This is a genomic window from Dactylosporangium sp. McL0621 (assembly GCF_049995355.1).
Lineage (GTDB): Bacteria > Actinomycetota > Actinomycetes > Mycobacteriales > Micromonosporaceae > Dactylosporangium.
This window is the reverse complement of the sequence record NZ_CP188259.1, coordinates 7222383-7244632: the sequence shown is the minus strand read 5'-3', so window position 1 is coordinate 7244632 and position 22250 is coordinate 7222383. Positions and strand designations below refer to the sequence as shown.

Here is a 22250-nt window from a genome sequence, read left to right as displayed (position 1 = left end):
GGGTCAAAATCCGCTGACGTTCTAGTGGTCATTAGTGTTCACGAGTTGGCTATGGTGGTGGTGTGAACTTGAAGGAGTGGGCTGCGGCCACCGGTATCTCGTACGCGACCGCGCGGCGGCGGTACGAGTCTGGGACGTTGCCTGTTCCTGTGTACCGGCTCGGGCGTCTGATCATGGTCGGCGAACCGGTGACCGGTGCGGTTTCGGATGCTGGGCAGGTTGTTGTGTATGCCCGGGTGTCGTCGGCCGGCCAGAAGCCGGACTTGGACCGGCAGGTCGCCCGGGTCGCCGTCTGGGCCACCGGTCGGGGGATCGCCGTGGACCGGGTTGTCACCGAGATCGGGTCCGCGTTCAACGGGCATCGCAAGCAGTTCCTGGCTCTGCTGCGTGATCCGGCCGTGTCCACGATCGTGGTGGAGCATCGGGACCGGTTCGCTCGTTTCGGCGCCGAGTACGTCGAAGCTGCGTTGGCCGCACAGGGCAGGCGGCTCCTGGTGGTGGACCCGGCCGGGGTCGACGACGACCTCGTGCGCGACGTGACGGAGATCCTGACGTCGTTGTGCGCCCGCCTGTACGGTCGCCGCGCTGCTGCGGACCGTGCCCGGCGCGCCATCGATGTGGCGATCACCGAGGACGAGCCGGCGTGAAGACGGTCCAGGCGTACCGATTCGCCCTGGATCTCACCCCGGGTCAGGAGCGGGCTGTGCTCGCGCACGCCGGGGCGGCCCGGGTTGCGCACAACTGGGCCCTGGCATGGGTCAAGGCGGTCATGGACCAGCGGGCCGCGGAACGCACGTACGGTGTCCCGGACGGCGAACTCACCCCGGCTGTGTCGTGGTCGCTGCCGGCGTTGCGCCAGGCGTGGAACGCCGCCAAGGCGCAGGTCGCGCCGTGGTGGGCGGAGTGCTCGAAGGAAGCGTTCAACACCGGCTTGGACGCCCTCGCTCGCGGGTTGCAGAACTGGGCCGAGTCCCGGTCCGGCAAGCGCGCCGGGCGGCCGGTCGGCTTCCCGCGGTTCAAGGCCCGCCGCCGGAGCACGCCGAGCGTGCGGTTCACCACCGGCGCGATCCGGGTCGAGCCGGACCGCAAACATGTGGTGCTGCCCCGGCTGGGCCGGTTGAAGCTGCACGAGTCAGCCCGCAAGCTCGCCCGCCGCGTCGAGGCCGGCACCGCCCGGATCATGTCCGCGACCGTCCGGCGGGACGGCCGGCGCTGGCACGTCGCCTTCACCGTCGAGGTCGACCGCGCCGAACTGGCCCCGGCCCGGCCGGACGCTGTGGTCGGCGTGGACGTCGGCATCAAACACCTCGCGGTGCTGTCGACCGGCGCGCTGGTCGACAACCCGCGCCACCTCACCAGCGCGCAGACCCGGCTCCGCGCACTGGGCCGGGCCCTGGCACGCAAGACCGGCCCCGACCGGCGCACCGCACGACGGCCGTCAAGACGCTGGGAACGCGGCGCGGCCCGGCTCGGCCGGGCCCACACCCGCGTGAGCAACCTGCGCCGCGACGGCCTGCACAAGCTCACCACCCGGCTGGCCCGGGCGTATGCCACGGTGGTCGTCGAAGACCTCAACGTCACCGGCATGCTCGCCAACCGGCGCCTGGCCCGGCATATCGCCGACGCCGGGTTCGCCGAGATCCGTCGCCATCTCGCGTATAAGACCACCTGGCATGGTGGCCGGCTGCTCGTGGCCGACCGCTGGTATCCCTCCAGCAAAACCTGCTCGGGCTGCGGCGCGGTGAAAACCAAACTCGCCCTGTCCGAACGCGAATACCAGTGCGAGGCATGCGGCCTGGTCATCGACCGGGGCCGCAACGCCTCCCGCAACCTCGCCGCGCTCGCGGCGCAGTACAGCACCGCCGGGAGTGGCCCGGTGGCAGCACGTGGAGCCGACCAGAAGACCCGCACACGCGGGCAGGTGGCAGTGAGGCGTGAACCCGGCACCGCACCCACGGGTCAGACCGGGACCGTCCCACCGCAAGGCAGGACTACCGATCGTGTGCACACTCATGCGCACTGAAAGGTAACGGTACTCGGACACGCCCGTATTCGACGCGAGCGGCTGGATCGACGACCCGCTGTTCTGGCCGGCGTTCTTGCTGCACGTGGGCTCGGCCCGGACTGCTCTGACGGCCTTCGACGTTGACCTGGCCGATCTGGATTCGTACCTGGACCGCTTCGAGGACCCGCAGCGGTGGCCGGTATTACCCGTCCCGATCGGCACCGGCACCCTGTACCTGATCGTCGGCAATCTGCCTGACGACGTGGGCATCAACTGGGTCCTGGACGAGAACGCCAAGGCGGCGGTCCTGCAGGCCGACGCCCAGCCGACCGGTCCCGGCCTACCGTGGTCGGTCCTGCCCGCGGCCCCCCCGCCCAACTGCTGATCGCCCTGCAGGCCGCCGGCGACGACATCGGCGCCGTGGAAGCCTCGAACCGGGTCGGCGAAGCCGTCCGCCTCATCGGCGCCATCAACCAGATCACGGAACTCGCGGACGACCTGCTTGAGCATCGGTACTGGATTCGGCACTGACTGCTTGACGGCGAAGCCCGAGCGGCCGCGCACATTTGTCGCCGTCAACGCCCGCCGATCCCCGACTTTCGGTCGCGCGACACCGGTCGGCATGTGGAGCGTTTCCGGGTACGCCGCATGCCGGCATGCACTGAGCGTCCCCGTCCGGCCGGTCGGCCTGCCCGCGGGGCCGCACTGGTCGCTGCTCGGTCATCACCATGTGAACCGTCCGCGGCTCGACCCCGGCACGTATGCGATCGACGAAGCCGTCCATCGACCGGCACACCGACGCGCATCGTCGTGTCTGAATTCGGCCGGGTGTACGCTTTCCCGGTGAATTCTCCCGGGTACATCGGACCGGCCGCGGCCCGACCGCCGGTGGTTCGGCCGCTCTGGTCGCTTCCCGGTCCTGCGATCGGCGCACTGCTCGCCGCCGCAATGATCACCGCCCCCTTCGGACCGTGGGGAAGCGCGATCGGGCGTAATCTCGGGCATTCGACCGCGACCACGGCACTGGCCGTCATCACGCCCTACGTGCTGGCAATGGCGGCCATGGTCACACCCGGCTACCTGCTCGGACGGCGGTGGCCCACCGCGGCGGGGGTGCCGGCGCTCGTCCTCGTCGTGGTCGCGAGCCTGGTGTGCTTCGCCGCGCCGGGCACGGCTGTGATGGCAGTGGGGCAGACGATCCTCGGTCTGGGCGCCGGCACCGTGATCGGCGTTCTCCTCGCTCTGTCCGGTCAGCTCGACCGCGGGCATTCGCAGGCCCGGCTGGTGCTCGGCCTCGCCCTGGGCGCCGCTTTCCTTCTCGGCCCCGTCGTGTGCGGCGTGCTGACGCAGTTGGTGGGTTGGCGGTTCGTTTTCCTGGTCGCCGTCGCGGTGGCTGGGCTCGCACTGGTTGCTACCGCGGCGACCGGAATCGCCATGCTGGTCGTGCGCGCATCACAGCCGAGCTCGCAGCCGGGCCCTGTTGTGGTCGGCGGCCCAGCGCGCTGACGACGAGCGCGGCACGTACCGCTTCCATGGGTGGTCCTGCACTCTGTGAGGCGCCGGCGGTGACTGTGTTCAGGCTTCTTTGACGGCCGTGATCGAGCAGCCGCTATTGCACTTCGCCGCGACGCGCACGCTCATGGCATTGGGTGCGGCGCACTCCGCGACGGATGGCTGGCGGCGGGTTTGACAGGGGTGGCAACACTGAGCTGATGATCTCCTTCGAGTTCTCCGTGGTGCTGCGCGGGTACGACCCACAAGCTGTGGATGCGCTTCTGGCGCCGGCCGTCGCCGCCCTCGCGACGGTCGACGAGAGTGCGCGGGCAGGCGCGGTCGCCGCATTGCGCCGCGCGAACCTGCCCGTCGTACTGCGTGGGTTCGACCGGGCGCAGGTCGACGGCGCGATCGCGAGTCTGACCGCTCAGCTCGAGGGTGCATCCGGGTCAGAGCCCGACCCGGACCTGTCGGACGGTTGGTCGGTGCACACGGCGGAGTTCGACGTGGCCCTGCGTGGCTACGATGTGGCTGCCGTGGACCGGCTGGTCGAGCAGGTCGGCCGGGCACTGGCATCCGGGAGCGCCACTGCCCGCGCCGAGGCTGCGGTCGCCGTGCGACAAGCAGTCTTCGCGGTCAAGTTCCGTGGGTACGCGCGGCAGCAGATCGATCGGTTCCTTCAACAGGCAGCACGGGAACTCGCATAGGCCGTATCTCCGCAATCGACAGACAGTGCGGTGTGATCACCGGGGGCTGCGTGGCTTAAGAAGACACGGTCGGCCGATGGGGCGAAGCCTTCTCCGACGACGTCGTCGGAGCGTCGTGATCGGCCAGGCTGCTTGATCAGGTGCGCGGTCATGCCGCGACATGTTTGTCGAGTCTGTGACGCACAGTAGTACATGGCTGCCCTTCCTGTGCCCGGCGCCGGCGTTGCGCCTCCGAGCGAGCTCGTTCTCCGTGCTACGACAGCCGCCCACCGCGGCCGCTACCGCGACCGGCATCGCTGCCCGCTTGGTCGGGTAGCCCATGCGATCCGGGCGGAGACGGGGCCGCGCCGGCGTGCGTGGCGGCCGGACGCTCGTACGGATGCCAGCCGAAGAAGCGAAGAGCGAAGAGCTTCAAATTTTAGGGAGGGAAGAGCAACAATTTGGGCCGAGTGCGAGGCGTCTTACGGACGCGACTTGTTGCCGTGGTTGCGCGCCGTCGGGGTTGAAGAGCGGGCCGCGACCCGTGCGGTCACGATCGGACTTGGCGCGGGTCGACGTGAACGACCTCGGAGGTGCTGGAGCGCTCGGCGCCGCCGATCCGGCGGGTCGTCAGGCAGTGTGCTCCGACCGCGGGGACGCCGGGCCGATCCATGCGGCCGCCGGTGACGCCCCGCTGCCATTCGTGGAAGCGGGCCGGGTCGACGGCGTAGGCGAACACGTCCGGCGCCGGCCGTTCGACGTCGACGGTGACGGTGATCGGCGCCATTCAGCGGCCCTCGGCGAAGAGGGTGGCGTAGCGGTCCAGGTACAGGGGCCATCCCTGGTCGTGGGCGACGCCGTCGCGGACGGCCTCCCAGCCCGGGCCGTGCCGGTCCAGGTGGCGGTGCTCCAGCTCGACCCGGGTTCGGTCAGGAGTCTCGGCGATGAACGTGACCTCGACCTCGCTGGCGTGCTCCGGGTCGGTCTCGACCTGCCACCGGGGGCTGATGTCCCAGCTGAACACGACCCGGTCCGGCGGGTCGTAGGCCAGGACCCGCGCCCAGCGGCACTCGCTGCCGTCGACGGCGCGGTCGTAGATGTGGCCGCCGACCTTCGGCTCGAACACGGTCTCGGCGATCGGGGCGGCGAGCAGGTTGTGCTCCGGTGGTTTGAAATCACCGAACCGGTCGGTGAACACGCTGAATGCCCGTTCGATCGGCGCCTGCACGATGATGTGCCGGCGCACCACGACCTCGGCGGCTCCGGTCATTGCCCCTCCTCGGTGGATTCTTCGACCGCGTCCTGAAAGCCGGCCAGCGTGCGGTTCCAGAACGCGTCGAGCTGGTCGCGCAGCGCGGCCACGCCGGCCGGGTTGAGCCGGTAGACCCGGCGGGCCCCCGCGGCCCGGTCGGTGACGAGCCCGGCGTCCTTGAGCACCTTCAGGTGCTGCGACACCGCCGGCCGGCTGATGGGCAGCGCGTCGGCGAGCTCGACCACGGCCTGGGGCCGTTCGGCCAGCGATGCGATGATGGCGCGCCGGGACGGATCGCCGAGCACGTCCCAGCCGTCACCGGTCTGGTAAGTTGCCACGAACGGTAAGTTACAACTTACGGCCTCGCCGGTCAACCGCGCCGCGTCGCCTCGCAGGGGGCATGCTGATGACTTCGTCCTTGCCGGACCGGAAGATGTGGCCGCTGTACGCGGCCGGGCTGACGACGGCGTTCGGCGCGCACGGTATCGCCGCGAACCTCGGTGGGTTCTCCGAGGACGCGGTCACGTCGCTGCTCGTGCTGGGCGGGCTGCTGGCGTTGTACGACGGGGCGGAGGTACTGCTGAAGCCGGTGTTCGGAAGCCTGGCCGACCGGGTCGGGGCCCGCCCGGTCCTGCTCGGCGGCCTGATCGCCTTCGCGGTCGCGTCGGCGGCGTACGTCGTGGCGGACCGGCCGTCGTGGTTGTGGGTGGCCCGGCTGGGCCAGGGCGCGGCGGCGTCGGCGTTCTCGCCCGCGGCGTCGGCGCTTGTCGCCCGGCTCACTCCGGCGGCCGGACACGGCCGGGCGTTCGGCTCGTACGGCTTCTACAAGTCGATCGGCTACACCCTGGGCCCGCTGCTCGGCGGGTTGCTGGTGTGGGCCGGCGGGCTGCGGCTGCTGTTCGCCGTGCTGGCGGTGCTCGGGGCGGCGGTGGCGGTCTGGGCGGTCGTGGCCGTGCCGGCGGTGGCGCCGCTGCCGAAGGTACGGCAGACGGTGTTCGACCTGGTTCGGCGGTTGACCGACCGGGCGTTTCTGGCGCCGACCGGTGCGCTGGCGGCGGCGACGGCGGCGCTGTCGGTCGGCGTGGGGTTCCTGCCCGTCACCGGGCGGGCGGCCGGGCTCGGTACGGTCGCCACCGGTGCTGCCGTGTCGGTGCTGGCCTTGTGCGCCGCGGTGGTGCAGCCGCGGGCCGGCCGCGCGCTCGACGAGGGGCGGCTGACGACCCGCACCGGCCTGGGTGTGGGCCTCGCGGTCACGGCGGCCGGTCTGGGCTGTGCGATCCTGCCGGGCCTGGTCGGGGTGCTGGCCGCGGCCGTGCTGATCGGGGCCGGCACCGGGTTGATGACGCCGCTGGGGTTCGCGGCGCTGGCCGCGGGGACGCCGCCGGAGCGGCTGGGCCAGACGATGGGCTCCGCGGAGCTGGGCCGGGAGCTCGGCGATGCCGGCGGGCCGCTGCTGGTGGCCGCGGTGGCGTCCGCGACGGCGCTGGCGTACGGGTTCGCGGTGCTGGCCGTCCTCCTCGCGGCCGGTGCGGCGCTCGCGTTCGCCGCCCGGTCCACGCGGGCGCCGAGGACCTAGGGGCTGTATCGAAGTGGATGGCCGGGCTGCGGCGGAGTCAGGCGTCGGCTGGAACCACCCCGGTCACACCCCGATACAACCCCGGTATCGGGGCGCGCCCGGCGCGGCCCCAGCCGACGCCTGAGCCTCGCCTCGCTCCGACCCCCACTTCGATACAGCCCCTAGCCCCGTTCGGTCGTCGGGAGCAGCACGGTGATCGTGGTGCCGGTGCCGCGGTGGGGGCACGGGACCGGATCCTGCTGCGGATGGTGGTGGGCGGGGCCGGAGCAGCAGCGCAGCTGCCCGCCGTGCGCGGTGACGATGGCCTCGACGAGGGACAGGCCGAGGCCGGTGCCGGGGGTGGTGCGGGCGGTGTCGGCGCGGGCGAAGCGTTCCGTGGCGTGGGGCAGGAACTCGGCCGGCATGCCGGGGCCGGTGTCGTGGACGGTGAGCCGCGCCCAACCGTCGGCGGTGGCGGTGGCCACGGTGATCGGCGGGGCGCCGTGGCGCAGGGCGTTGTCGAGCAGGTTGGTGACGATGCGGTCGAGGCGGACCGGGTCGAGGCGGACCGGCGGCGCGGGGTCGAGATCGGTGCGCAGCGCGGTGTCGGGGAGGTCGGCGGCGTTGCGGTACCGCCGCACGATCGGCTCGACCGTGTGGGCGAGGTCGGTGGGCGGGGCGTCGGCGGCGGGTGCGGGTTGGACGCCGACGGCCAGGAGGGTGTCGGCGAGGGTGATCAATGCGGCGGTGTCGGTGGCGGCGGCCCGCAGCGCCTCCTGGAGTTCGGTGGCGGGCCGGGGGCGTCGCAGGGCGAGCTCGAGCTCGGCGGCGAGGAGGGTGAGCGGGGTACGCAGTTCGTGGCTGGCGTCGCTGACGAAGCGCCGTTCCCGCTCCAGGGCGGTGTCGAGGGCGGCGAGCATGTCGTTGAGGGTGCGGCCGAGGCGGGTGAGTTCGTCGTCGCCGGGCGGGACGTCGAGGCGGACGCCGGTGGCGCCGTCGGTGATGCGGGCGGCCTGGGCACGGTAACGCTCGACCGGGTCGAGCGCGGCCCGGGCGAGGCGGTAGCCGACGAACGAGGCAACGGCCAGGGCCGCGAGGTTGGCCAGGGCGAGCTGGGCGATGAGCTCCCGGAGGGCCTCGTCGCGCTGGTCGCGGCGCACGGCGACGACCATGACCGCCGGCTGCCCGGCCGGCGGCGTGGTGTCCGCGGGCAGCGCAGTGGCGAGGACGCGCAGCGGTTCGGGGCTGATCGGCAGTAGCGTGCCCAGATCGGCGCGGACCGGCCCGTGCCGGGCGGCCGCGGCCTGTCCGCTGGTGAGCAGCGCCCGGTTGGTGAGGCCGGGGCTGGCCTGCAGGATCGCGCCGGTGGGGTCGAGGATCTGATAGAGGCCGCCGGAGACGATCGCGGGGTTGCGGGGGTCGAGGGTGCCGTCGTGCAGGGCGGCCGCGACCGCGGTCTGCTCGGCGGTGAGGTCGGCGTCGAGGCGCCGGTCGAGGGCGTACCGCACCCGCAGGTACACGAACCCGCCCGCCCCGGTGAGCACGACCAGCATGGCCGCGGCGAACCCGGCGATGAGCCGGACCCGCAGCGGCAGCCGCCGCCACCGCCCGGCCCCGGGCGTCATCTCAGCCGCCGTCCGGACGGAGCCGGTAGCCGGCGCCGCGCAGGGTCTCGATGGCGTGCCGGCCGAAGGGTTTGTCGACCTTGCCGCGCAGGGTGGCGATGTAGACGTCGATGACGTTGGAGCGCAGGTCGGTCTCGCCGTCCCACACCTCGTCGAGGATCTGGTAGCGGGTGACGCACTGCCCGGCCCGGGTCATGAGCAGCGCGAGGATGTCGAACTCCCGGGCCGAGACGTCGATCCCGGTGCCGCCGCGCGCGACCCTTCGGGTAGCGGGGTCGGCGGTGAGGTCACCGGCCGTGAGGGTGGCCGCGGCCGCGTCGGCGGTACGCCGGTGCAGCGCCCGCAGGCGGGCGAGGAGCTCGTCGAACGAGAACGGTTTGGTGAGGTAGTCGTCGGCGCCGGCGTCGAGGCCGGCGACCCGGTCGGGGACTTCGCCGCGGGCGGTGAGCATCAGCACGGGTACCCGGTGTCCGGCCTGCCGCAGCCGCCGGCAGACGGCCACGCCGTCCAGGCCGGGCAGCATCACGTCGAGCACGACCACATCGAAGCGGCCGGCCGACGCGGCGAGCAGCCCGTCCGGGCCCGTATGCCGGGCTTCGGTGTCGTGGCCGGCCTCCGCCAGGCCACGGGTGAGCAGCTGGGCAAGGCGTCGCTCATCCTCCACCACCAGTACGCGCATGCCGCCTAGTGCACCACGCCGCCGTTCACCGTCGGCGGCTTCATGTCTGTTTCATGTGGCGTCTCTAGCGTGCGTGGGCATGAGCGATGTGCTGGCGGTCAACGCCGTCGACCTCACCAAGACGTTCGGGACGCTGACCGCGGTCGACCACATCAGCCTGCAGGTCGCCCAGGGCGAGGTCTACGGCGTCCTCGGCCCCAACGGCGCCGGCAAGACCACGCTGCTGCGCATGCTGTTCGGCCTCATCCGCCCGGACGGCGGTACCCTCGAGGTGTTCGGCCGTTCCTGGCCCCACGACGGGGTGCGGACCCTCGACGGGGTGGCCGGGTTCATCGAGAGCCCGAGGTTCTACCCGGGTCTGTCCGGGCGGCGCAACCTGCAGCTCCTCGCGGGCCTCGACGGCCTCGACGGGCCGGGCGCGACCCGGCGGGTCGAGGAGGTTCTCGACACCGTCGACCTGCTCGGCCGGGACCGGGAGAAGGTCCGCGGCTACTCCTTCGGCATGCGTCAGCGCCTCGGTGTGGCCGCCGCGCTGCTCCGCGACCCGCGGCTGCTGGTGCTCGACGAGCCGGCCAACGGCCTCGACCCGGCCGGCATCCGCGACATGCGCGCCCTCGTCAACCGCCTCGCCGGCAGCGGCCTGACCGTACTGCTGTCCAGCCACGACATGGCCGAGGTCGAGCAGATCTGCGACGACGTCATGATCATGCGTACCGGTCAGGTCGTCTACCACGGCTCGATCGCCACCCTCCGCGAGCGGGCGCCGGCCCAGGCGCACCGCCTCGCCACCACCGACGACGAGCGCACCGTCGCCCTCGCGACCGCCCGCGGCCTGGACGTCGAGCCGGCCGACGGCGGCCTCGCGGTCCGCGGCGACGAGGCAGCGCTCGACGCGCTCGTCGCCGACCTCGTCGGCGCGGGGATCGGGCTGCGGGGGCTGGCCCTGTCCGAGACACCGCTGGAGGCGCTGTTCTTCATGCTCACCGAGACCGCGCCCGACGCGCCCACCGCCGACCTGGACCGTACCGCCGCCACCACCGGAGCCCGCCGATGATCCACACCACCACCACTGGCGGCGCCGTCGTTGCGCACACCGCCGGCCACCATGCGCCGGCCCGCCGGCCCGGCACCCTGACCGTGCTGCGCTGGGAGGTCGCGAAGGTCGCCGCCCAGGCCCGCGCCCGCTATCTGCTGCTGGGCTGCCTGATCGTCCCGCCGGTCATCGTCGCGGTGTTCACCGGCCAGCAGCCGCCGTCGGACACCATCTACGGCCGGCACATCCACGCCAGCGGCTTCGCCGACGCCCTGCTCATCCTCGCCTTCGCCCACCAGTGGCTGTTCCCGCTCCTCGCCTCGCTCGTCGCCGGGGACATCTTCGCCAACGAGGACGGCCACGGCACCTGGAAGACGATCCTGACCCGCTCGGCGAGCCGCGGCCAGATCTTCGCCGCCAAGACCCTGACCGCCGTGCTGTTCAACCTCCTCGCGCTGCTGGTCCTCGCGGCCAGCACGATCGCCGCCGGCCTGCTCATCGTCGGCACCCAGCCGCTGCCCGGCCTGTCCGGCCAGCTCATCCCGGCCGGCACCGCGCTGCCGCTCGTCGCGGCGGCCTGGGCGACGGCGATCGCGCCGCTGCTCGGCTTCACCGCCCTGGCGCTGCTGCTGTCCGTGCTGTCGCGCAACCCCACCGTCGGCGTCGCCACCCCGGTCGTGCTCGGCTTCGCAATGCAGCTGCTGTCCACCCTCGGCGGCCTCGACCTCGCCCGCCGGCTGCTGCTCACCACCGGCTTCGAGGCCTGGCACGGCCTGTTCACGCAGGAGCGGTTCACCGGCCCGATCGCGCAGGCCGGGGCGGTCGCCGCCGCCTGGACCGCCGTGTGCCTGCTCATCGGCTACCTGGCGCTGCGCCGCCGCGACATCACCGGAGGCTGACCGCCATGTACCGCACCACATTGCGCACCCGCCTGCTCGGCCCGACGGCCGCGGTCGCCGCCGTCGCCGCGGTGTTCGCCGCCACTGCCGGGCGCGGCGGCGAGGACATCACCAAGGCCCGCCTGGAACGCGCCATCGGCCCGACGTTCGCCAACCTCTACGTGCAGCGCTCCGCGATCCTCGGCAAGACCGGCGTCACCGTGGCCTCGATCGACGCGCACACCACCTGCGACCGCGGCGGCCCCAAGGTGCCCGACGCCGGTCCCGGCGCCAACTGGATCTGCATGATCACGTTCACCGACGACGGCGGTCAGCGGCAGGAGGGCAAGTTCGAGGTCACGGCCAACGCCGACGCCACCTACGTCGCCGGCGGCCCGTCCAAGCTCGTCGGCCTGGCCACCATCACCGACACCCACGGCAACGACGTCACCAACCCGGCCTTCGAGTTCGACGGCGCGTTCGACCCCGACAGCTGACCGGTACCGCGGCCGGCCTTACGCCGGCGTGGTCGCGGCGAGGGTGTGCTGATGTGGCACCGGGTCGCCGCTGGGGTGGTCGGGCAGGTCCCGGTCGGTGTGGTCGGCGTGGAACAGCGCCTCGGCGAGCAAGGCCCGGACGTGGCTGTCGGCGGCGGAGTAGTGCACGAACGTGCCTTCCCGGCGGCCGCGGACCAGCCCGGCCAGCCGCAGTTTGGCCAGGTGCTGGCTCACCGCGGTCGGCGCCGCGCCGACCAGCTCGGCCAGGCAGGCGACCGACGATTCGCCCTGCAGCAGCGCCCAGAGAATCTTGATCCGGGTCGGGTCGGCCAGCAGCCGGAACCCCTCGGCGGCGAGGTGGACCTGCTCGTCGTTCGGCATCCGGAAGTCTGGCAGTTCGGTGTGCACCCGACCAGCGTAGCCGCTGCCATCGTAGCTGTCTGCTCATCTGCCTGGCTATCTGCATGACTACGCAGGTACTGTGGTTCGTTGTGACCATGACGTCGACCCAACTGCCCGCCCGGCCTACCGCCGGCGCCCCGCCCCGGACGCCCCGCCCCGTCGCGGGGCGTCTGTGGACGCTGCCCGAGGTCCGCTGGGCCGCGATCGCCACGGCGCTGTTCGCCCTCGGCGGGGCGGCGCAGCTCGCCGGCGCAGCCGCGCCGTTCTGGTGGGTGCTGTACCTGGCCTGCTACGTCACCGGCGGGTGGGCGCCCGGCCTGGCGGGGCTGCGCGCGCTGCGGCAGCGCACACTGGACGTGGACCTGCTGATGATCGTCGCCGCGCTCGGCGCCGCCGCGATCGGGCAGGTCTTCGACGGGGCGCTGCTCATCGTCATCTTCGCCACCTCCGGCGCGCTCGAGGCGTTCGCCACCGCCCGTACCGCCGACTCGGTCGGCGCGCTGCTGGAGTTGGCGCCCGAGCGGGCGACCCGCCTCGACGGCGCCGCCGAGACCAGTGTCGACGTCGCCGAACTCCGCGTCGGCGACCTCATCCGGGTCCGGCCCGGCGAGCGCATCGGTGCCGACGCCGTCGTCGTGGACGGGGCCGGCGACGTCGACCAGGCGAGTATCACCGGCGAGGCCCTGCCCGCGGCGAAGACGGTCGGCGACGAGGTGTTCGCCGGCACGCTCAACGGCACCGGCGCGCTGGTCGCCCGGGTCCACCGGGAGGCCCGCGAGTCGGTCGTCGCCCGGATCGTGGCCATGGTCGAGCAGGCGTCGGCGAGCAAGGCCCGCACCCAGCTGTTCATCGAGAAGGTCGAGCAGCGGTACTCGATCGGCGTCATCGCCGCCACACTGCTGCTGTTCACCGTCCCGCTGCTGTTCGGCGCCGACCTGCAACCCACGTTGCTGCGCGCGATGACGTTCATGATCGTCGCGTCGCCGTGCGCGGTCGTGCTGGCCACCATGCCGCCGCTGCTGTCCGCGATCGCCCTGGCCGGCCGGCACGGCGTCCTGGTCAAGTCCGCGGTCGTGATGGAGCGGCTCGCCGACACCACCCGCGTCGCGTTCGACAAGACCGGCACCCTCACCACCGGCGCCCTGCAGGTCGCCGGCGTCCACCCCGCCGGTGGCGGCGGCCTCGACGCGGACGAGGTACTGCGGCTGGCCGCGGCCGTCGAGTGTCACAGCGAACATCCGCTCGGCGCGGCGATCGTGCGGGCCGCCCGCGACCGTGGCCTGACCATCCCACCGGGCGAGGGGTTCCGGTCCCGGCCGGGCCGCAGTGTCGCGGCCACGGTCGCCGGACGGCCGGTCGAGGTCGGCCGGCCCGCACTCCTGGACGGCGCACCGCCCGACCGCGCGGGCGTCGCCGATCTGCGCGTGGCCGTCGACGCGGCCCACGCCGCGGGCCGCACTGCGGTCGTCGTCCGGCACGACGGCATCCCGGCCGGCGTGATCGTGCTCGCCGACCGGATCCGCCCCGCGTCGGCCGCGACCGTGTCCGCACTCGCCACGCTCACCGGCGCGTCGCCGGTGCTGCTCACCGGCGACAACGCGGGCGCCGCCGGTCGGCTCGCCGCCGTGGCCGGGATCCGGGAGGTGCACGCCGGGCTCCTGCCGCAGGACAAGGTCGACCGGGTCCGCGTACTGCAGGCCGCCGGGCACCGCGTGCTGCTCGTCGGCGACGGGGTCAACGACGCGCCCGCCCTCGCCGCCGCGGACCTCGGCCTGGCCATGGGCCGGCACGGCTCCGATCTTGCCCTGACGACCGCCGATGCGGTACTCGTCCGCGACGACCTCGCCGCCGTACCCGCACTCATCGCACTGTCCCGTCGCGCGCGGCGCCTCGTCGCCGCCAACCTCGTGGTCGCCGGGGCGTTCATCACCGTCCTGGTCGCCTGGGACCTGCTCGGCCACCTGCCGCTGCCGCTCGGCGTCGCCGGCCACGAAGGCTCCACCATGATCGTGGGCCTCAACGGCCTGCGGCTGCTGGCCGACACCGCCTGGCGCCGGGCCGCCGAACCCCGACCGGAGGGCACCCATGGCATCTCCGACCGTGACCAGCTATGACGGACCGGCGGTGCGGCGTGCGGTGGCCCGCTTCGCCGACCTGTACCGCACCGTCTTCACCGCGCCACCGTGGTCCGAGGGCGAGGACCGCGTCGGGGAGTTCGGCGCGCGGCTCGTCGACGACACGCACCGGCCGGGGTTCCGGGCCGTCGTGGCGCACCTCGACGGCCGCTGGGTCGGGTTCAGCGCCGCCTGGCCCACCCAGTCGCCGTTTCCGGCCAACCGCTCCTACGGCGCCGTCCTGCGGCAGCTCGGCGCCGACCGCGTCGCCGCCGAGCTGGTCGGCGCCCTCGAGGTCGACGAGGTCGCGGTCGGCCCGGCCGCTCAGGGGCGCGGCGTCGGCGGGCGGCTGCTGGAGGCGGTCCTCGCCACCGCGCCGGATCGCCGGGCCTGGCTGTTGACCTGGACCACCTCGCCGCAGGCGGTCGGCTTCTACCAACGCCACGGATGGCGCCCGGCCCGGCCCGTCCCGGTCGCCGACGGGCAGCTCGTGGTCTTCCTCAGCCCGGACCGACCCCGGCCGTCGGCTCGCGGCTCGGCGTGACCGACGCCGACCGGGCGCGCGTTCAGGGCTGGCCGGACCCGCCGGGTTCCCAGGTGACGGCCGGCTGGTCGCGGCGCGCGAACCGGCCGAGATCGGCGGAGAGCAGCGCCTGGATCCGGTGCAGGGTCTCGGTGTCGTCGGCGTCTATGCGCAGGAGCAGGGCGTCGGCCCGTGCGTCCAGGGTGCATCGGGCACCCGTGAAGTCCAGGATCGCGACGGGCCCGTCGCGGCGGACGGTCACCTGCCGCCGGCCCGCGCCGGGATGGTTCGGGATGGGGCCGATGCGGTGGACCTGTTCGGCGTGCCGGCAGAACTGTTCGAGGTACCGCTGTGCCCGTACGGTGGGCACCCGGGCGTGCGCGGTAACCGGTCGGGACTGCAGGGTGAGACTCACCAGCCAGCCCGCGACGCCGTCACCATCGCCGGCGGTGGCCAGGGTGGTGGGGGTGATGGCGTCGATGTGCCAGCCGTCGGTGAACGCCGCGACCACCTCGTCGCGGGACAGCCGGCGGGGGCCGCCGGGGGCCTGCTGGCGGTCGCTGAAGCACAGGACGTACATCCGGCCGCCCGGGGCGAGAACCGCGCGGATGCTGCGCAGGTAGGCGTCGCGTTCGGGGTTGGTCAAGATGTGCAGCAGGCCGCTGTCCAGCACGGTGTCGAAGGTTTCGCCGAGGTCGGCGAGGCGATGCACGTCGTGCACGATGAACCGGGCGGTCAACCCGCGGGCGGCGGCCTTGCCCTGGGCGATGCCGATCGCGGTCGGTGCGATGTCGACGCCGGTCGCGTCCAGGCCGTGGGCGGCGCACAGCAGGACGTGCTCGCCGCTGCCGCAGCCGGCGTCGAGGACCCGGCCCCGCACGGCGCCGGAGCTGACCAGTTCCGCCATGGCCGGCTGCGGGCGGCCCGGGTCCCAGTGCGGGATTCCGGTGGTGTAGCTGGCATTCCACTGCGCCGGGTTCATCGCACGCCTCCAGCCGGGGTCAGGAGATCGGATCGGTTCGATCGGCGTTGGCCGTACCTGGTCAGGGCGCGCGGCTTGTAGACCGACAGGACCAGGGCGACGAGCAGCAGCGCGATCGCGGCGGCGGCATGCACGACCGGTGACGGGGTGCGCAGCTGCGCGGCACCGGTGCCCGGGCCGGCGGCCATGTCGGCGAGCATGGCGAGGGTCTGCATGTACAGCAGCAGGATCCCGGTGGCGAACAGGTTCATGAGCAGCTTGAACAGCACCCAGTAGTGCCGGACGAGGCCCCAGGTGGTGCCCAGCGACTGGACGAGGCCGGTGAGCAGGCTCGCCACGCTGAACGGCACGAGCGTCGCCCAGCCGACCGGCTCCAGGACCAGATAGACGCCACGCACGACGCCGGGGTCCTCGGCGGCCAGCCCGACCACGCCGAGCGCGAGGGACGCGGCCACCGCGCCGAGCCAGCCGACCGACGTGCCCACGTGCAGCACCAGCAGCAGTTTCCGGGTCGGAGGGCGCATCACCATCCCGGACCGCCCACGGCCGGTACCGGGCGCGGCATGCCGTGGTGCATGTGCCGGCCCGGTCCGTGCCCGGCCAGCAAGGCCACCACCACCAGAACCACGATCACCCCGCCGGCGATCGCGAACACCTTCACCCAGCGCGGCGACGGTTCGGTCATCACAAACCTCCTGCAACTCGACTGCCCACCACTTTGCAAGACAACGTGTCTTTTTGCAAGACACACTGTCTCGTGTCCGGCGGAGTGTATGGTGGGGGAGTGCCGAGGCTGTGGAACGCGACGATCGACGAGCATCGCCGCACCGTGCATTCCGCGATCCTCGACGCCACGGCGGCGCTGGTCGCCGAGCACGGGCTGGCCGGGGTGACGATGTCGCAGATCGCCGCGCAGGCCGGGATCGGCCGGGCCACGCTGTACAAGTACTTCCCGGACGTCGAGGCGATCGTCGTGGCCTGGCACGAGCGGCAGGTCGGCGAGCACCTCGCGCAGCTGACCGCGGTCGCCGCGGAGCCGGCCGAGCCGGATGTGCGGCTGCGGGCGGTCCTGCTCACGCTCGCCGAGCTGACCGGAGGGCGGCATCAGCCCGCGACGGCCGGGCACGGCCCGGACCTGGCCGTGCCGCTGCACCGCGCCGAGCACCTGCACCGGGCCCGCCACCACCTGCACGCCCTGCTGACCGACGTCATCGCCGCGGCCGCCGAGGCCGGGCACGTCCGCACCGACGTGCCGGCCGCCGAGTTGGCCACGTACAGCCTGCACGCGCTCGCCGCGGCCGCCGACCTGCCCGCCACCCGCCCGGCCCGCACCCGCCTGGTCGAGCTCACCCTCGCCGCGCTGCGACCGGCCGCTCGTACCTCGTGACGGCCGGTACCGTGGACATCGTGGCCCACGGCAGCGCGCACCATCGGCACGGGCGGACGGCCCGGCTGGTGCTCCTGCTGGCCACACTGATCGGCCTGGCCGCCATGCACACCCTCGGCCACCACGGGCCGCACCTCGGGGCCGACCACCACCGCGGTCACCCCGCCGCCATGGCCCCAGACCCCGCGATCGCGGTGGCCGACGGCCTGATCTGCGCCGGCGACGGCTGCGGTGTCATCCTGACCGCGCCGATGAGCGGCGATCACGGGCCGGGCGGCTGGGATGTCTGCGTCGCCGTACTGGTCGCGTTCGCCGTGCTCCTGCTCGCCGCCATCATGCTGCGGGCCCGCCGGGCCGGCGCGACGGCGCACCGGGGCGGCCCGTCCAGCGCGGCGCACCCGCGCGGCCCTCCGACCGGACGGGTCGGCCTCACCCTCGCCACGGTGTCGGTCCTGCGCACGTAGGACGCCCCGCACGGCTGCTGCCCATCCGGCCCGCCGCCGTGCCGCCGCGTCCTGCGCAGACCCCGTCCGACACCGAAAGGTCAACACACCCATGACGCGCGCCCTCGTGCGCCGAGCCACCCTGGCCGGCGCCACGCTCACCCTTGCACTCCTCGTGGCCGCCTGCGGCGACCACAACGCGATGCCCGGCATGCAGCACGGCGCCACCACGGCGGCCGGCAGTGCTTCGGCCGGTACCGCAGCGTTCAACGACGCCGACGCGATGTTCGCCCAGATGATGATCCCGCACCACCAGCAGGCCGTGGAGATGGCCGACCTCGCCGACACCCGCGCCACCGACGCCGAGGTGAAGACCCTCGCCGGGCAGATCAAGGCCGCGCAAGGCCCCGAGATCACGACCATGACCGGCTGGCTGTCCAGCTGGGGCAAGCCCGCCCCGGCGATGAGCGGCATGTCGCACGGCATGCCCGGCATGATGTCGGGCGCCGACATGGCCAAGCTCAAGGCGGCCACCGGCAAAGACTTCGACCGGCAGTTCTGCACCATGATGATCGCCCACCACCAGGGCGCCATCGCCATGTCCCGGGACGAGCTCAGGAACGGCACCAACGCCGACGCCAAGGCCCTCGCCCAGCGGATCATCACGGCTCAGCAGGCCGAGATCGACACCATGAACAAGATCCTCGCCCGGCTGTAGTACACCGCGACGCTGGACCGCCCAGGCCCGGGCGGCCCAGCGTCGCGAGCTGTCATGATCGGCGCGCGGAGGCGACGAACATCGGGATGGCGAGGAACATCCGACCGGTCTGGGCGCGGTGCTGCTGCTCGGCGGTCCATGCGTCGGCCTGTTCGCCAGTGATGGCGCCGGTGCTCTGCGCGGCGCTGCTGAGCCCGGCCAGGATCGGCAGCATGGTGGCGTCGGTGAACACCGCGGTGTGCACCTCGACGGCGGGCTGGTCGAATCCGGCCGCCTGCAGCAGGTTGCGGTAGCGGCGGGCGCCCCACGGGTTGGGGATCGTGTCGGCGCGGGCGTGCACGATGGTCCGGGTCAGCGCCCGGTCGTCGGCGTCGATGACGAACGTGTCCCAGTCCTGGCCGATCAGCACGATCGAACCGCCTGGGGTGAGGACCCGCCGGGCCTCGGCGAGAGCCTGGCCGGGGTCGGTCAGTTCGTGGAAGACCTTGTCCGCGCGGTACCCGGCAACCGACGCGTCCGGGACGGGGAGCCGGCGGGCATCGCCCGATCGGAGGTCGAGGCCGGGCCGGCGCCGTCGGGCCTGCTCGATCATCTGCTCGCTGCGGTCCACCCCGATCGCGTGGAACCCGCGGCCGGCGAGTTCGGCCACCGCCCGGCCAGCGCCGCAGCCCACGTCGGCCACCGTCCCGCCCGGGGGGAGCGCGAGCAGGTCGTAGCTGCGCTCCCGCAGGGCGGCGGCGCCGGGCAGTGCGTCAGCGGCGTCGAGGAGCCGGATCAGCGCGTCGACGGTGTCGCTCGTCGTTGACATGCCCACCACCCTGCGACTTACAAGTCCTAACAGAATGATCTAGGGACTTCCGTCCTTTGTGGACGATGATCTATAGTGTCGACCGTGCGGAAGGGCGAGCAGCCACCATGGATGGTGCCGGACGGGTTGTGGGAGCGGATCGAGCCGCTGTTGCCCCGGCACCCGCGGCGGTTGCGTAACCCCGGGCGGAAACGGGTGCCGGACCGGCAGGTGCTGTGCGGGATTCTGTTCGTGCTGTACACGGCGATCCCGTGGGAGTTCCTGCCGCAGGAGTTGGGCTTCGGGTCTGGGATGACCTGCTGGCGGCGGCTGGCCGAGTGGCACGAGGCCGGGGTCTGGCAACGTCTGCACGAGCTCCTGCTGGCCGAGCTACGCGCCGCGGACAAGCTCGACTGGTCCAAGGCGGTGATCGACGGCTCGCATGTGCGGGCCCTGAAGGGCGGCCCAAAACCGGACCGAGCCCGGTCGACCGCGCCAAGACCGGCTCGAAACACCACGTCATCACCGACGGCGCGGGCATCCCACTCGCCGTCAGCCTGACCGGCGGCAACCGCCACGACGTCACGCAGCTCCTGCCGTTGATCGACGCCATCCCGCCGATACGTGGCAAACGCGGCCGGCCCCGCCGACGCCCCGACAGCCTGTACGCCGACCGGGCCTACGACTTCGACATCTACCGCGACCGGGTCCGCGATCAGGGCATCACCCCCTACTTCGCCCGCCGCGGCGTCGAGCACGGCTCCGGGCTGGGCGTTCACCGCTGGGTGGTCGAGCAGACGGTCGCGCTGCTGCACTGGTTCCGCCGCCTCCGCATCCGCTGGGAGATCCGCGACGACATCCACGAAGCGTTCATGAGCCTCGCCTGCTCCATCATCTGCTACCGCCGACTCATCAAGTGATCATTCTGTTAGGACTTGTTAATGTCGACATGAAGTCAACCGGCGGGCCGGCGTCGATGGGTATCGGCGAGATCGCCGCACGTTTCGGCCTGGCCACGCATGTGCTGCGGCACTGGGAGTCCGTCGGGCTGCTGTCGCCGCCGCGGGCGGTGGCCGGTCGTCGGCGCTACGGTGCGGACCACCTGTACCGGATCGCGGTCATCCTGCGGGCGAAGGAGGCCGGGTTCGGCCTGGACGACATCCGCGCGATGATCGCGGCCCCGAGCCCGGCGCAGCGCACGGAGGTCCTGCGCCGGCACCGGGCCGACCTGGCGCGCCGCATCGCCCAGGCGCAGGCGTCCCTCGAGCTCATCGGCTGCGCGCTGACATGCGACCACGACGACCTCACCAGCTGCCCGCACTTCCAGGCCATGGTGGCCGACCGGATCGGCGTCGAGGCGCCGGTGCACATGCCGTCCTGACCGGCCGTCGGGCCGTCGATCGTCCTGACCGCCGGCCGCGGACACGATGCCGCCTGGACAGAGGCGCCGAACCGCCTGGCCACACTGTCGACCAACCCGCCTGGAGGGCGTCGAACCGCCTGGCCACACTGTCGACCAACCCGCCTGGACAGAGGCGCCGAACCGCCTGGCCACACTGTCGACCAACCCGCCTGGAGGGCGTCGAACCGCCTGGCCACACTGTCGACCAACCCGCCTGGACAGAGGCGCCGAACCGCCTGGCCACACTGTCGACCAACCCGCCTGCGCACCTGATCCGGCCGGAATCCGGCATGCTGCGCGGGCCGGCGCAGCATGCGGATCCTCCGGCATTGCGGTGGCAGGGCGGCCCGGTCAGTGCATGTGGCGGACGGCGCCCGCTGGTGGCCGACCGGCCGGGATCAGCACCGCGGCAACGGCCGCGGCGATCACGCCGACGATGACGATGAAGAGCAGTCCGCGGGTGAAGCCCGTGCTGGTCGGGTCGGCGCCGAGGCCGGCGGCGGCGAGGCTGGACACGACGGCGACACCGATCGCGGCGCCGAGCTCGTGGAAGGTGTTCACGGCCCCGGAGGCGACGCCGGCCTGCTGCGGGTCGACGTGGGCCAGGGCGGTGGAGGTCGCCGCGACGAACGTCGCGCCGAGACCGGCGGCGAGGACCGCCAGGCCGATGATCAGGCCGGGTGCGCTCAGCCAGGCGGTGGCGACGGCGGCGCCTGCCGCCGCGACACCGAGTCCGCCGGCCGCGGCCGCCCGGCCGCCGGCGTGACCGAGGATGCGACTGCCGAGATGGGCGCCGGCGATCGTCATCACCGCCGTCGGCAGGAACGCCAGGCCGGTGGCGAGGGCGGTGAAGCCGCGCACGTGCTGCAGCCAGAACGAGCCGAGGAAGAGGCCGCCGACCAGCAGAGCGGTGGCCACCAGCATGAGGAACGCGCCGGCCGCCATCGGCCGCCGGGTGAGCAGTCGCAGGTCGAGCAGCGGCTGGCGCCGGCCGCGCTCCAGCAGCACGAACCCGGCGGTGAGGACGACGGCCGCGGCGAGCGGGACCAGGGTGCGCACGCCGCTCCAGCCGTCGTCGCCGGCGGTGGTGAACCCGTAGATGGCGGCCCCGGTCGCGGCGGTGATCAGCATGGCGCCGGGCAGGTCGAGCCGCTCCCGGCGACGGGTGGCCGGCCACGCCCGGGTCAGCAGCGGCAGCGCGGCGAGGACGGCCACGCCGACGGGGACGTTGATGAGGAAGATCCACCGCCAGCCGGGGCCGGCGGTGAGCGCCCCGCCCAGCAGCACGCCGACGGCTGAGCCGGTACCGCCGAGTGCGGCCCACACACCGAGGGCCTTGTTGCGCGCACCGCCGGTGAAGGTCGTGGTGACGATCGACAGGGCGGCGGGCGACAGGATCGCGGCGCCGGCCCCTTGCAGCGCCCGGCCGGCGATCAAGGTGGTGGCGGTGTGCGCCGCGCCGCTGAGCGCGGAGGCGGCGATGAAGATCGCCAGGCCGGCCAGCACGGTGCGGCGCGCGCCGAGCAGGTCGGCGAGCCGCCCGCCCAGCAGCATCAGCCCGCCGAAGCACAGCGTGTACGCGGTGAGCGCCCAGGTCAGGGCGATGCGGTCCAGGTGCAGGTCGGCGCTGATGTGGGGCAGCGCGACGTTCACCACGGTGATGTCCAGGATCAGCATGAACTGCCCGGCGCCGAGCAGTCCGAGGACCAGCCAGCGCCGCGGCGGGGGTGTCTCGGCCGTCGCGGGTGCCGGTGCAGCGGTGGGTGCGGTCACGCCATCCTCCTAAGT

The 22250-nt window shown here is 73.1% G+C and carries 27 protein-coding genes and 1 pseudogene; 17 read left to right on the top strand and 11 right to left on the bottom strand.

The window, feature by feature from the left end; translation table 11 throughout:
* Positions 1 to 62 precede the first annotated feature (62 nt).
* The 6 genes from ACPPVO_RS34070 to ACPPVO_RS34045 all read left to right on the top strand — a co-directional run bounded on the left by ACPPVO_RS34070 (position 63) and on the right by ACPPVO_RS34045 (position 4206).
* Positions 63 to 647 (top strand): IS607 family transposase, encoded by a 585-nt coding sequence (locus tag ACPPVO_RS34070; protein ID WP_426502644.1) that lies wholly within the window; start codon positions 63 to 65, stop codon positions 645 to 647.
* Positions 644 to 2023, top strand: coding sequence for an IS607 family element RNA-guided endonuclease TnpB (tnpB, locus tag ACPPVO_RS34065; RefSeq protein ID WP_426502643.1), 1380 nt, complete (start codon positions 644 to 646; stop codon positions 2021 to 2023). The genes ACPPVO_RS34070 and tnpB overlap by 4 nt, the downstream gene beginning before the upstream one ends.
* 76 nt (positions 2024 to 2099) lie before the next feature.
* Positions 2100 to 2390, top strand: coding sequence for a hypothetical protein (locus ACPPVO_RS34060; RefSeq protein ID WP_426502642.1), 291 nt, complete (start codon positions 2100 to 2102; stop codon positions 2388 to 2390).
* Positions 2351 to 2536 (top strand): hypothetical protein, encoded by a 186-nt coding sequence (locus ACPPVO_RS34055; RefSeq protein WP_426502641.1) that lies wholly within the window; start codon positions 2351 to 2353, stop codon positions 2534 to 2536. Before ACPPVO_RS34060 ends, ACPPVO_RS34055 begins: the two co-directional genes overlap by 40 nt.
* Before the next feature lie 312 nt (positions 2537 to 2848).
* Positions 2849 to 3511: a hypothetical protein gene (locus tag ACPPVO_RS34050; protein WP_426502640.1), complete on the top strand. Its 663-nt coding sequence runs from the start codon at positions 2849 to 2851 to the stop codon at positions 3509 to 3511.
* A 206-nt stretch (positions 3512 to 3717) separates the two neighbouring features.
* Complete coding sequence (locus ACPPVO_RS34045; protein ID WP_426502639.1) at positions 3718 to 4206, top strand: DivIVA domain-containing protein; 489 nt, start codon at positions 3718 to 3720, stop codon at positions 4204 to 4206.
* A gap of 529 nt (positions 4207 to 4735) precedes the next feature.
* Here ACPPVO_RS34045 and ACPPVO_RS34040 read toward each other — a convergent pair.
* The 3 genes from ACPPVO_RS34040 to ACPPVO_RS34030 are packed head-to-tail and all read right to left on the bottom strand — an operon-like array spanning position 4736 to position 5775.
* Positions 4736 to 4972: an SRPBCC family protein gene (locus ACPPVO_RS34040; protein WP_426502638.1), complete on the bottom strand. Its 237-nt coding sequence runs from the start codon at positions 4970 to 4972 to the stop codon at positions 4736 to 4738.
* Positions 4973 to 5455 (bottom strand): SRPBCC family protein, encoded by a 483-nt coding sequence (locus tag ACPPVO_RS34035; protein ID WP_426502637.1) that lies wholly within the window; start codon positions 5453 to 5455, stop codon positions 4973 to 4975.
* Positions 5452 to 5775, bottom strand: a complete 324-nt coding sequence (locus tag ACPPVO_RS34030; protein WP_426502636.1) for an ArsR/SmtB family transcription factor — start codon at positions 5773 to 5775, stop codon at positions 5452 to 5454. Before ACPPVO_RS34030 ends, ACPPVO_RS34035 begins: the two co-directional genes overlap by 4 nt.
* A gap of 68 nt (positions 5776 to 5843) precedes the next feature.
* On the opposite strand from ACPPVO_RS34030, the gene ACPPVO_RS34025 reads away from it, so the two are divergent.
* Positions 5844 to 7013 (top strand): MFS transporter, encoded by a 1170-nt coding sequence (locus ACPPVO_RS34025; protein ID WP_426502635.1) that lies wholly within the window; start codon positions 5844 to 5846, stop codon positions 7011 to 7013.
* A 161-nt stretch (positions 7014 to 7174) separates the two neighbouring features.
* On the opposite strand, the gene ACPPVO_RS34020 is transcribed toward ACPPVO_RS34025, so the two are convergent.
* Positions 7175 to 8617 (bottom strand): ATP-binding protein, encoded by a 1443-nt coding sequence (locus tag ACPPVO_RS34020; RefSeq protein WP_426502634.1) that lies wholly within the window; start codon positions 8615 to 8617, stop codon positions 7175 to 7177.
* 1 nt (position 8618) lies between these two features.
* Positions 8619 to 9296, bottom strand: coding sequence for a response regulator transcription factor (locus ACPPVO_RS34015; RefSeq protein ID WP_426502633.1), 678 nt, complete (start codon positions 9294 to 9296; stop codon positions 8619 to 8621).
* A gap of 139 nt (positions 9297 to 9435) precedes the next feature.
* Between ACPPVO_RS34015 and ACPPVO_RS34010 the strand changes: the two are divergent.
* The 3 genes and pseudogenes from ACPPVO_RS34010 to ACPPVO_RS34000 form a co-directional block, all read left to right on the top strand.
* Positions 9436 to 10350, top strand: a pseudogene (locus ACPPVO_RS34010) (ABC transporter ATP-binding protein); the annotation flags it as partial.
* Positions 10347 to 11228 carry an ABC transporter permease gene (locus tag ACPPVO_RS34005; protein WP_426502632.1) on the top strand — a complete coding sequence of 294 codons (882 nt, stop codon included), beginning with the start codon at positions 10347 to 10349 and terminating at the stop codon, positions 11226 to 11228. The pseudogene ACPPVO_RS34010 and the gene ACPPVO_RS34005, both read left to right, overlap by 4 nt.
* A 5-nt stretch (positions 11229 to 11233) precedes the next feature.
* Positions 11234 to 11704, top strand: a complete 471-nt coding sequence (locus tag ACPPVO_RS34000) for a hypothetical protein (protein ID WP_426502631.1) — start codon at positions 11234 to 11236, stop codon at positions 11702 to 11704.
* A gap of 18 nt (positions 11705 to 11722) precedes the next feature.
* Here the strand turns inward: ACPPVO_RS34000 and ACPPVO_RS33995 are convergent, their stop codons facing one another.
* Complete coding sequence (locus ACPPVO_RS33995) at positions 11723 to 12112, bottom strand: ArsR/SmtB family transcription factor (protein ID WP_426502630.1); 390 nt, start codon at positions 12110 to 12112, stop codon at positions 11723 to 11725.
* An 89-nt stretch (positions 12113 to 12201) separates the two neighbouring features.
* On the opposite strand from ACPPVO_RS33995, the gene ACPPVO_RS33990 reads away from it, so the two are divergent.
* Positions 12202 to 14220 carry a heavy metal translocating P-type ATPase gene (locus tag ACPPVO_RS33990; protein WP_426502629.1) on the top strand — a complete coding sequence of 673 codons (2019 nt, stop codon included), beginning with the start codon at positions 12202 to 12204 and terminating at the stop codon, positions 14218 to 14220.
* The gene (locus ACPPVO_RS33985) at positions 14207 to 14764 is read left to right on the top strand and encodes a GNAT family N-acetyltransferase (protein WP_426502628.1); all 558 of its coding nucleotides are present in this window, start codon (positions 14207 to 14209) and stop codon (positions 14762 to 14764) included. Before ACPPVO_RS33990 ends, ACPPVO_RS33985 begins: the two co-directional genes overlap by 14 nt.
* 22 nt (positions 14765 to 14786) lie before the next feature.
* Here ACPPVO_RS33985 and ACPPVO_RS33980 read toward each other — a convergent pair whose 3' ends face one another.
* Genes ACPPVO_RS33980 through ACPPVO_RS33970 form a run of 3 tightly spaced genes read right to left on the bottom strand, consistent with a single transcriptional unit; the run spans position 14787 to position 16410 of the window.
* The gene (locus ACPPVO_RS33980) at positions 14787 to 15725 is read right to left on the bottom strand and encodes a DUF2218 domain-containing protein (RefSeq protein ID WP_426502627.1); all 939 of its coding nucleotides are present in this window, start codon (positions 15723 to 15725) and stop codon (positions 14787 to 14789) included.
* The gene (locus ACPPVO_RS33975) at positions 15722 to 16249 is read right to left on the bottom strand and encodes a DUF2269 domain-containing protein (RefSeq protein ID WP_426502626.1); all 528 of its coding nucleotides are present in this window, start codon (positions 16247 to 16249) and stop codon (positions 15722 to 15724) included. The genes ACPPVO_RS33980 and ACPPVO_RS33975 overlap by 4 nt, the downstream gene beginning before the upstream one ends.
* The gene (locus ACPPVO_RS33970; protein ID WP_426502625.1) at positions 16249 to 16410 is read right to left on the bottom strand and encodes a hypothetical protein; all 162 of its coding nucleotides are present in this window, start codon (positions 16408 to 16410) and stop codon (positions 16249 to 16251) included. Before ACPPVO_RS33970 ends, ACPPVO_RS33975 begins: the two co-directional genes overlap by 1 nt.
* 99 nt (positions 16411 to 16509) lie before the next feature.
* Here ACPPVO_RS33970 and ACPPVO_RS33965 point away from each other — a divergent pair, with 99 nt between their 5' ends.
* The 3 genes from ACPPVO_RS33965 (at position 16510) to ACPPVO_RS33955 (ending at position 18273) form a co-directional block, all read left to right on the top strand.
* Positions 16510 to 17112 carry a TetR/AcrR family transcriptional regulator gene (locus ACPPVO_RS33965; protein WP_426502624.1) on the top strand — a complete coding sequence of 201 codons (603 nt, stop codon included), beginning with the start codon at positions 16510 to 16512 and terminating at the stop codon, positions 17110 to 17112.
* A 20-nt stretch (positions 17113 to 17132) separates the two neighbouring features.
* Positions 17133 to 17576: a DUF6153 family protein gene (locus ACPPVO_RS33960; RefSeq protein ID WP_426502623.1), complete on the top strand. Its 444-nt coding sequence runs from the start codon at positions 17133 to 17135 to the stop codon at positions 17574 to 17576.
* A gap of 91 nt (positions 17577 to 17667) precedes the next feature.
* Positions 17668 to 18273: a DUF305 domain-containing protein gene (locus ACPPVO_RS33955; protein WP_426502622.1), complete on the top strand. Its 606-nt coding sequence runs from the start codon at positions 17668 to 17670 to the stop codon at positions 18271 to 18273.
* A 52-nt stretch (positions 18274 to 18325) separates the two neighbouring features.
* Here ACPPVO_RS33955 and ACPPVO_RS33950 read toward each other — a convergent pair whose 3' ends face one another.
* Positions 18326 to 19081, bottom strand: a complete 756-nt coding sequence (locus tag ACPPVO_RS33950) for a methyltransferase domain-containing protein (protein ID WP_426502621.1) — start codon at positions 19079 to 19081, stop codon at positions 18326 to 18328.
* A 111-nt stretch (positions 19082 to 19192) separates the two neighbouring features.
* On the opposite strand from ACPPVO_RS33950, the gene ACPPVO_RS33945 reads away from it, so the two are divergent.
* Both ACPPVO_RS33945 and ACPPVO_RS33940 read left to right on the top strand, forming a co-directional pair.
* Positions 19193 to 19980 (top strand): IS5 family transposase gene (locus ACPPVO_RS33945; RefSeq protein WP_426514666.1). Its coding sequence is split into 2 segments (ribosomal slippage): positions 19193 to 19526 and positions 19526 to 19980, totalling 789 coding nucleotides; the frame shifts between segments, so codons are not numbered across the junction.
* 29 nt (positions 19981 to 20009) lie between these two features.
* The gene (locus ACPPVO_RS33940; RefSeq protein WP_426502620.1) at positions 20010 to 20441 is read left to right on the top strand and encodes a MerR family transcriptional regulator; all 432 of its coding nucleotides are present in this window, start codon (positions 20010 to 20012) and stop codon (positions 20439 to 20441) included.
* Between the two features lie 372 nt (positions 20442 to 20813).
* Here the strand turns inward: ACPPVO_RS33940 and ACPPVO_RS33935 are convergent, their stop codons facing one another.
* A complete protein-coding gene (locus ACPPVO_RS33935) occupies positions 20814 to 22235 on the bottom strand; it encodes an MFS transporter (RefSeq protein ID WP_426502619.1) in 1422 nt (473 codons plus the stop codon).
* Between the last annotated feature and the right edge of the window lie 15 nt (positions 22236 to 22250).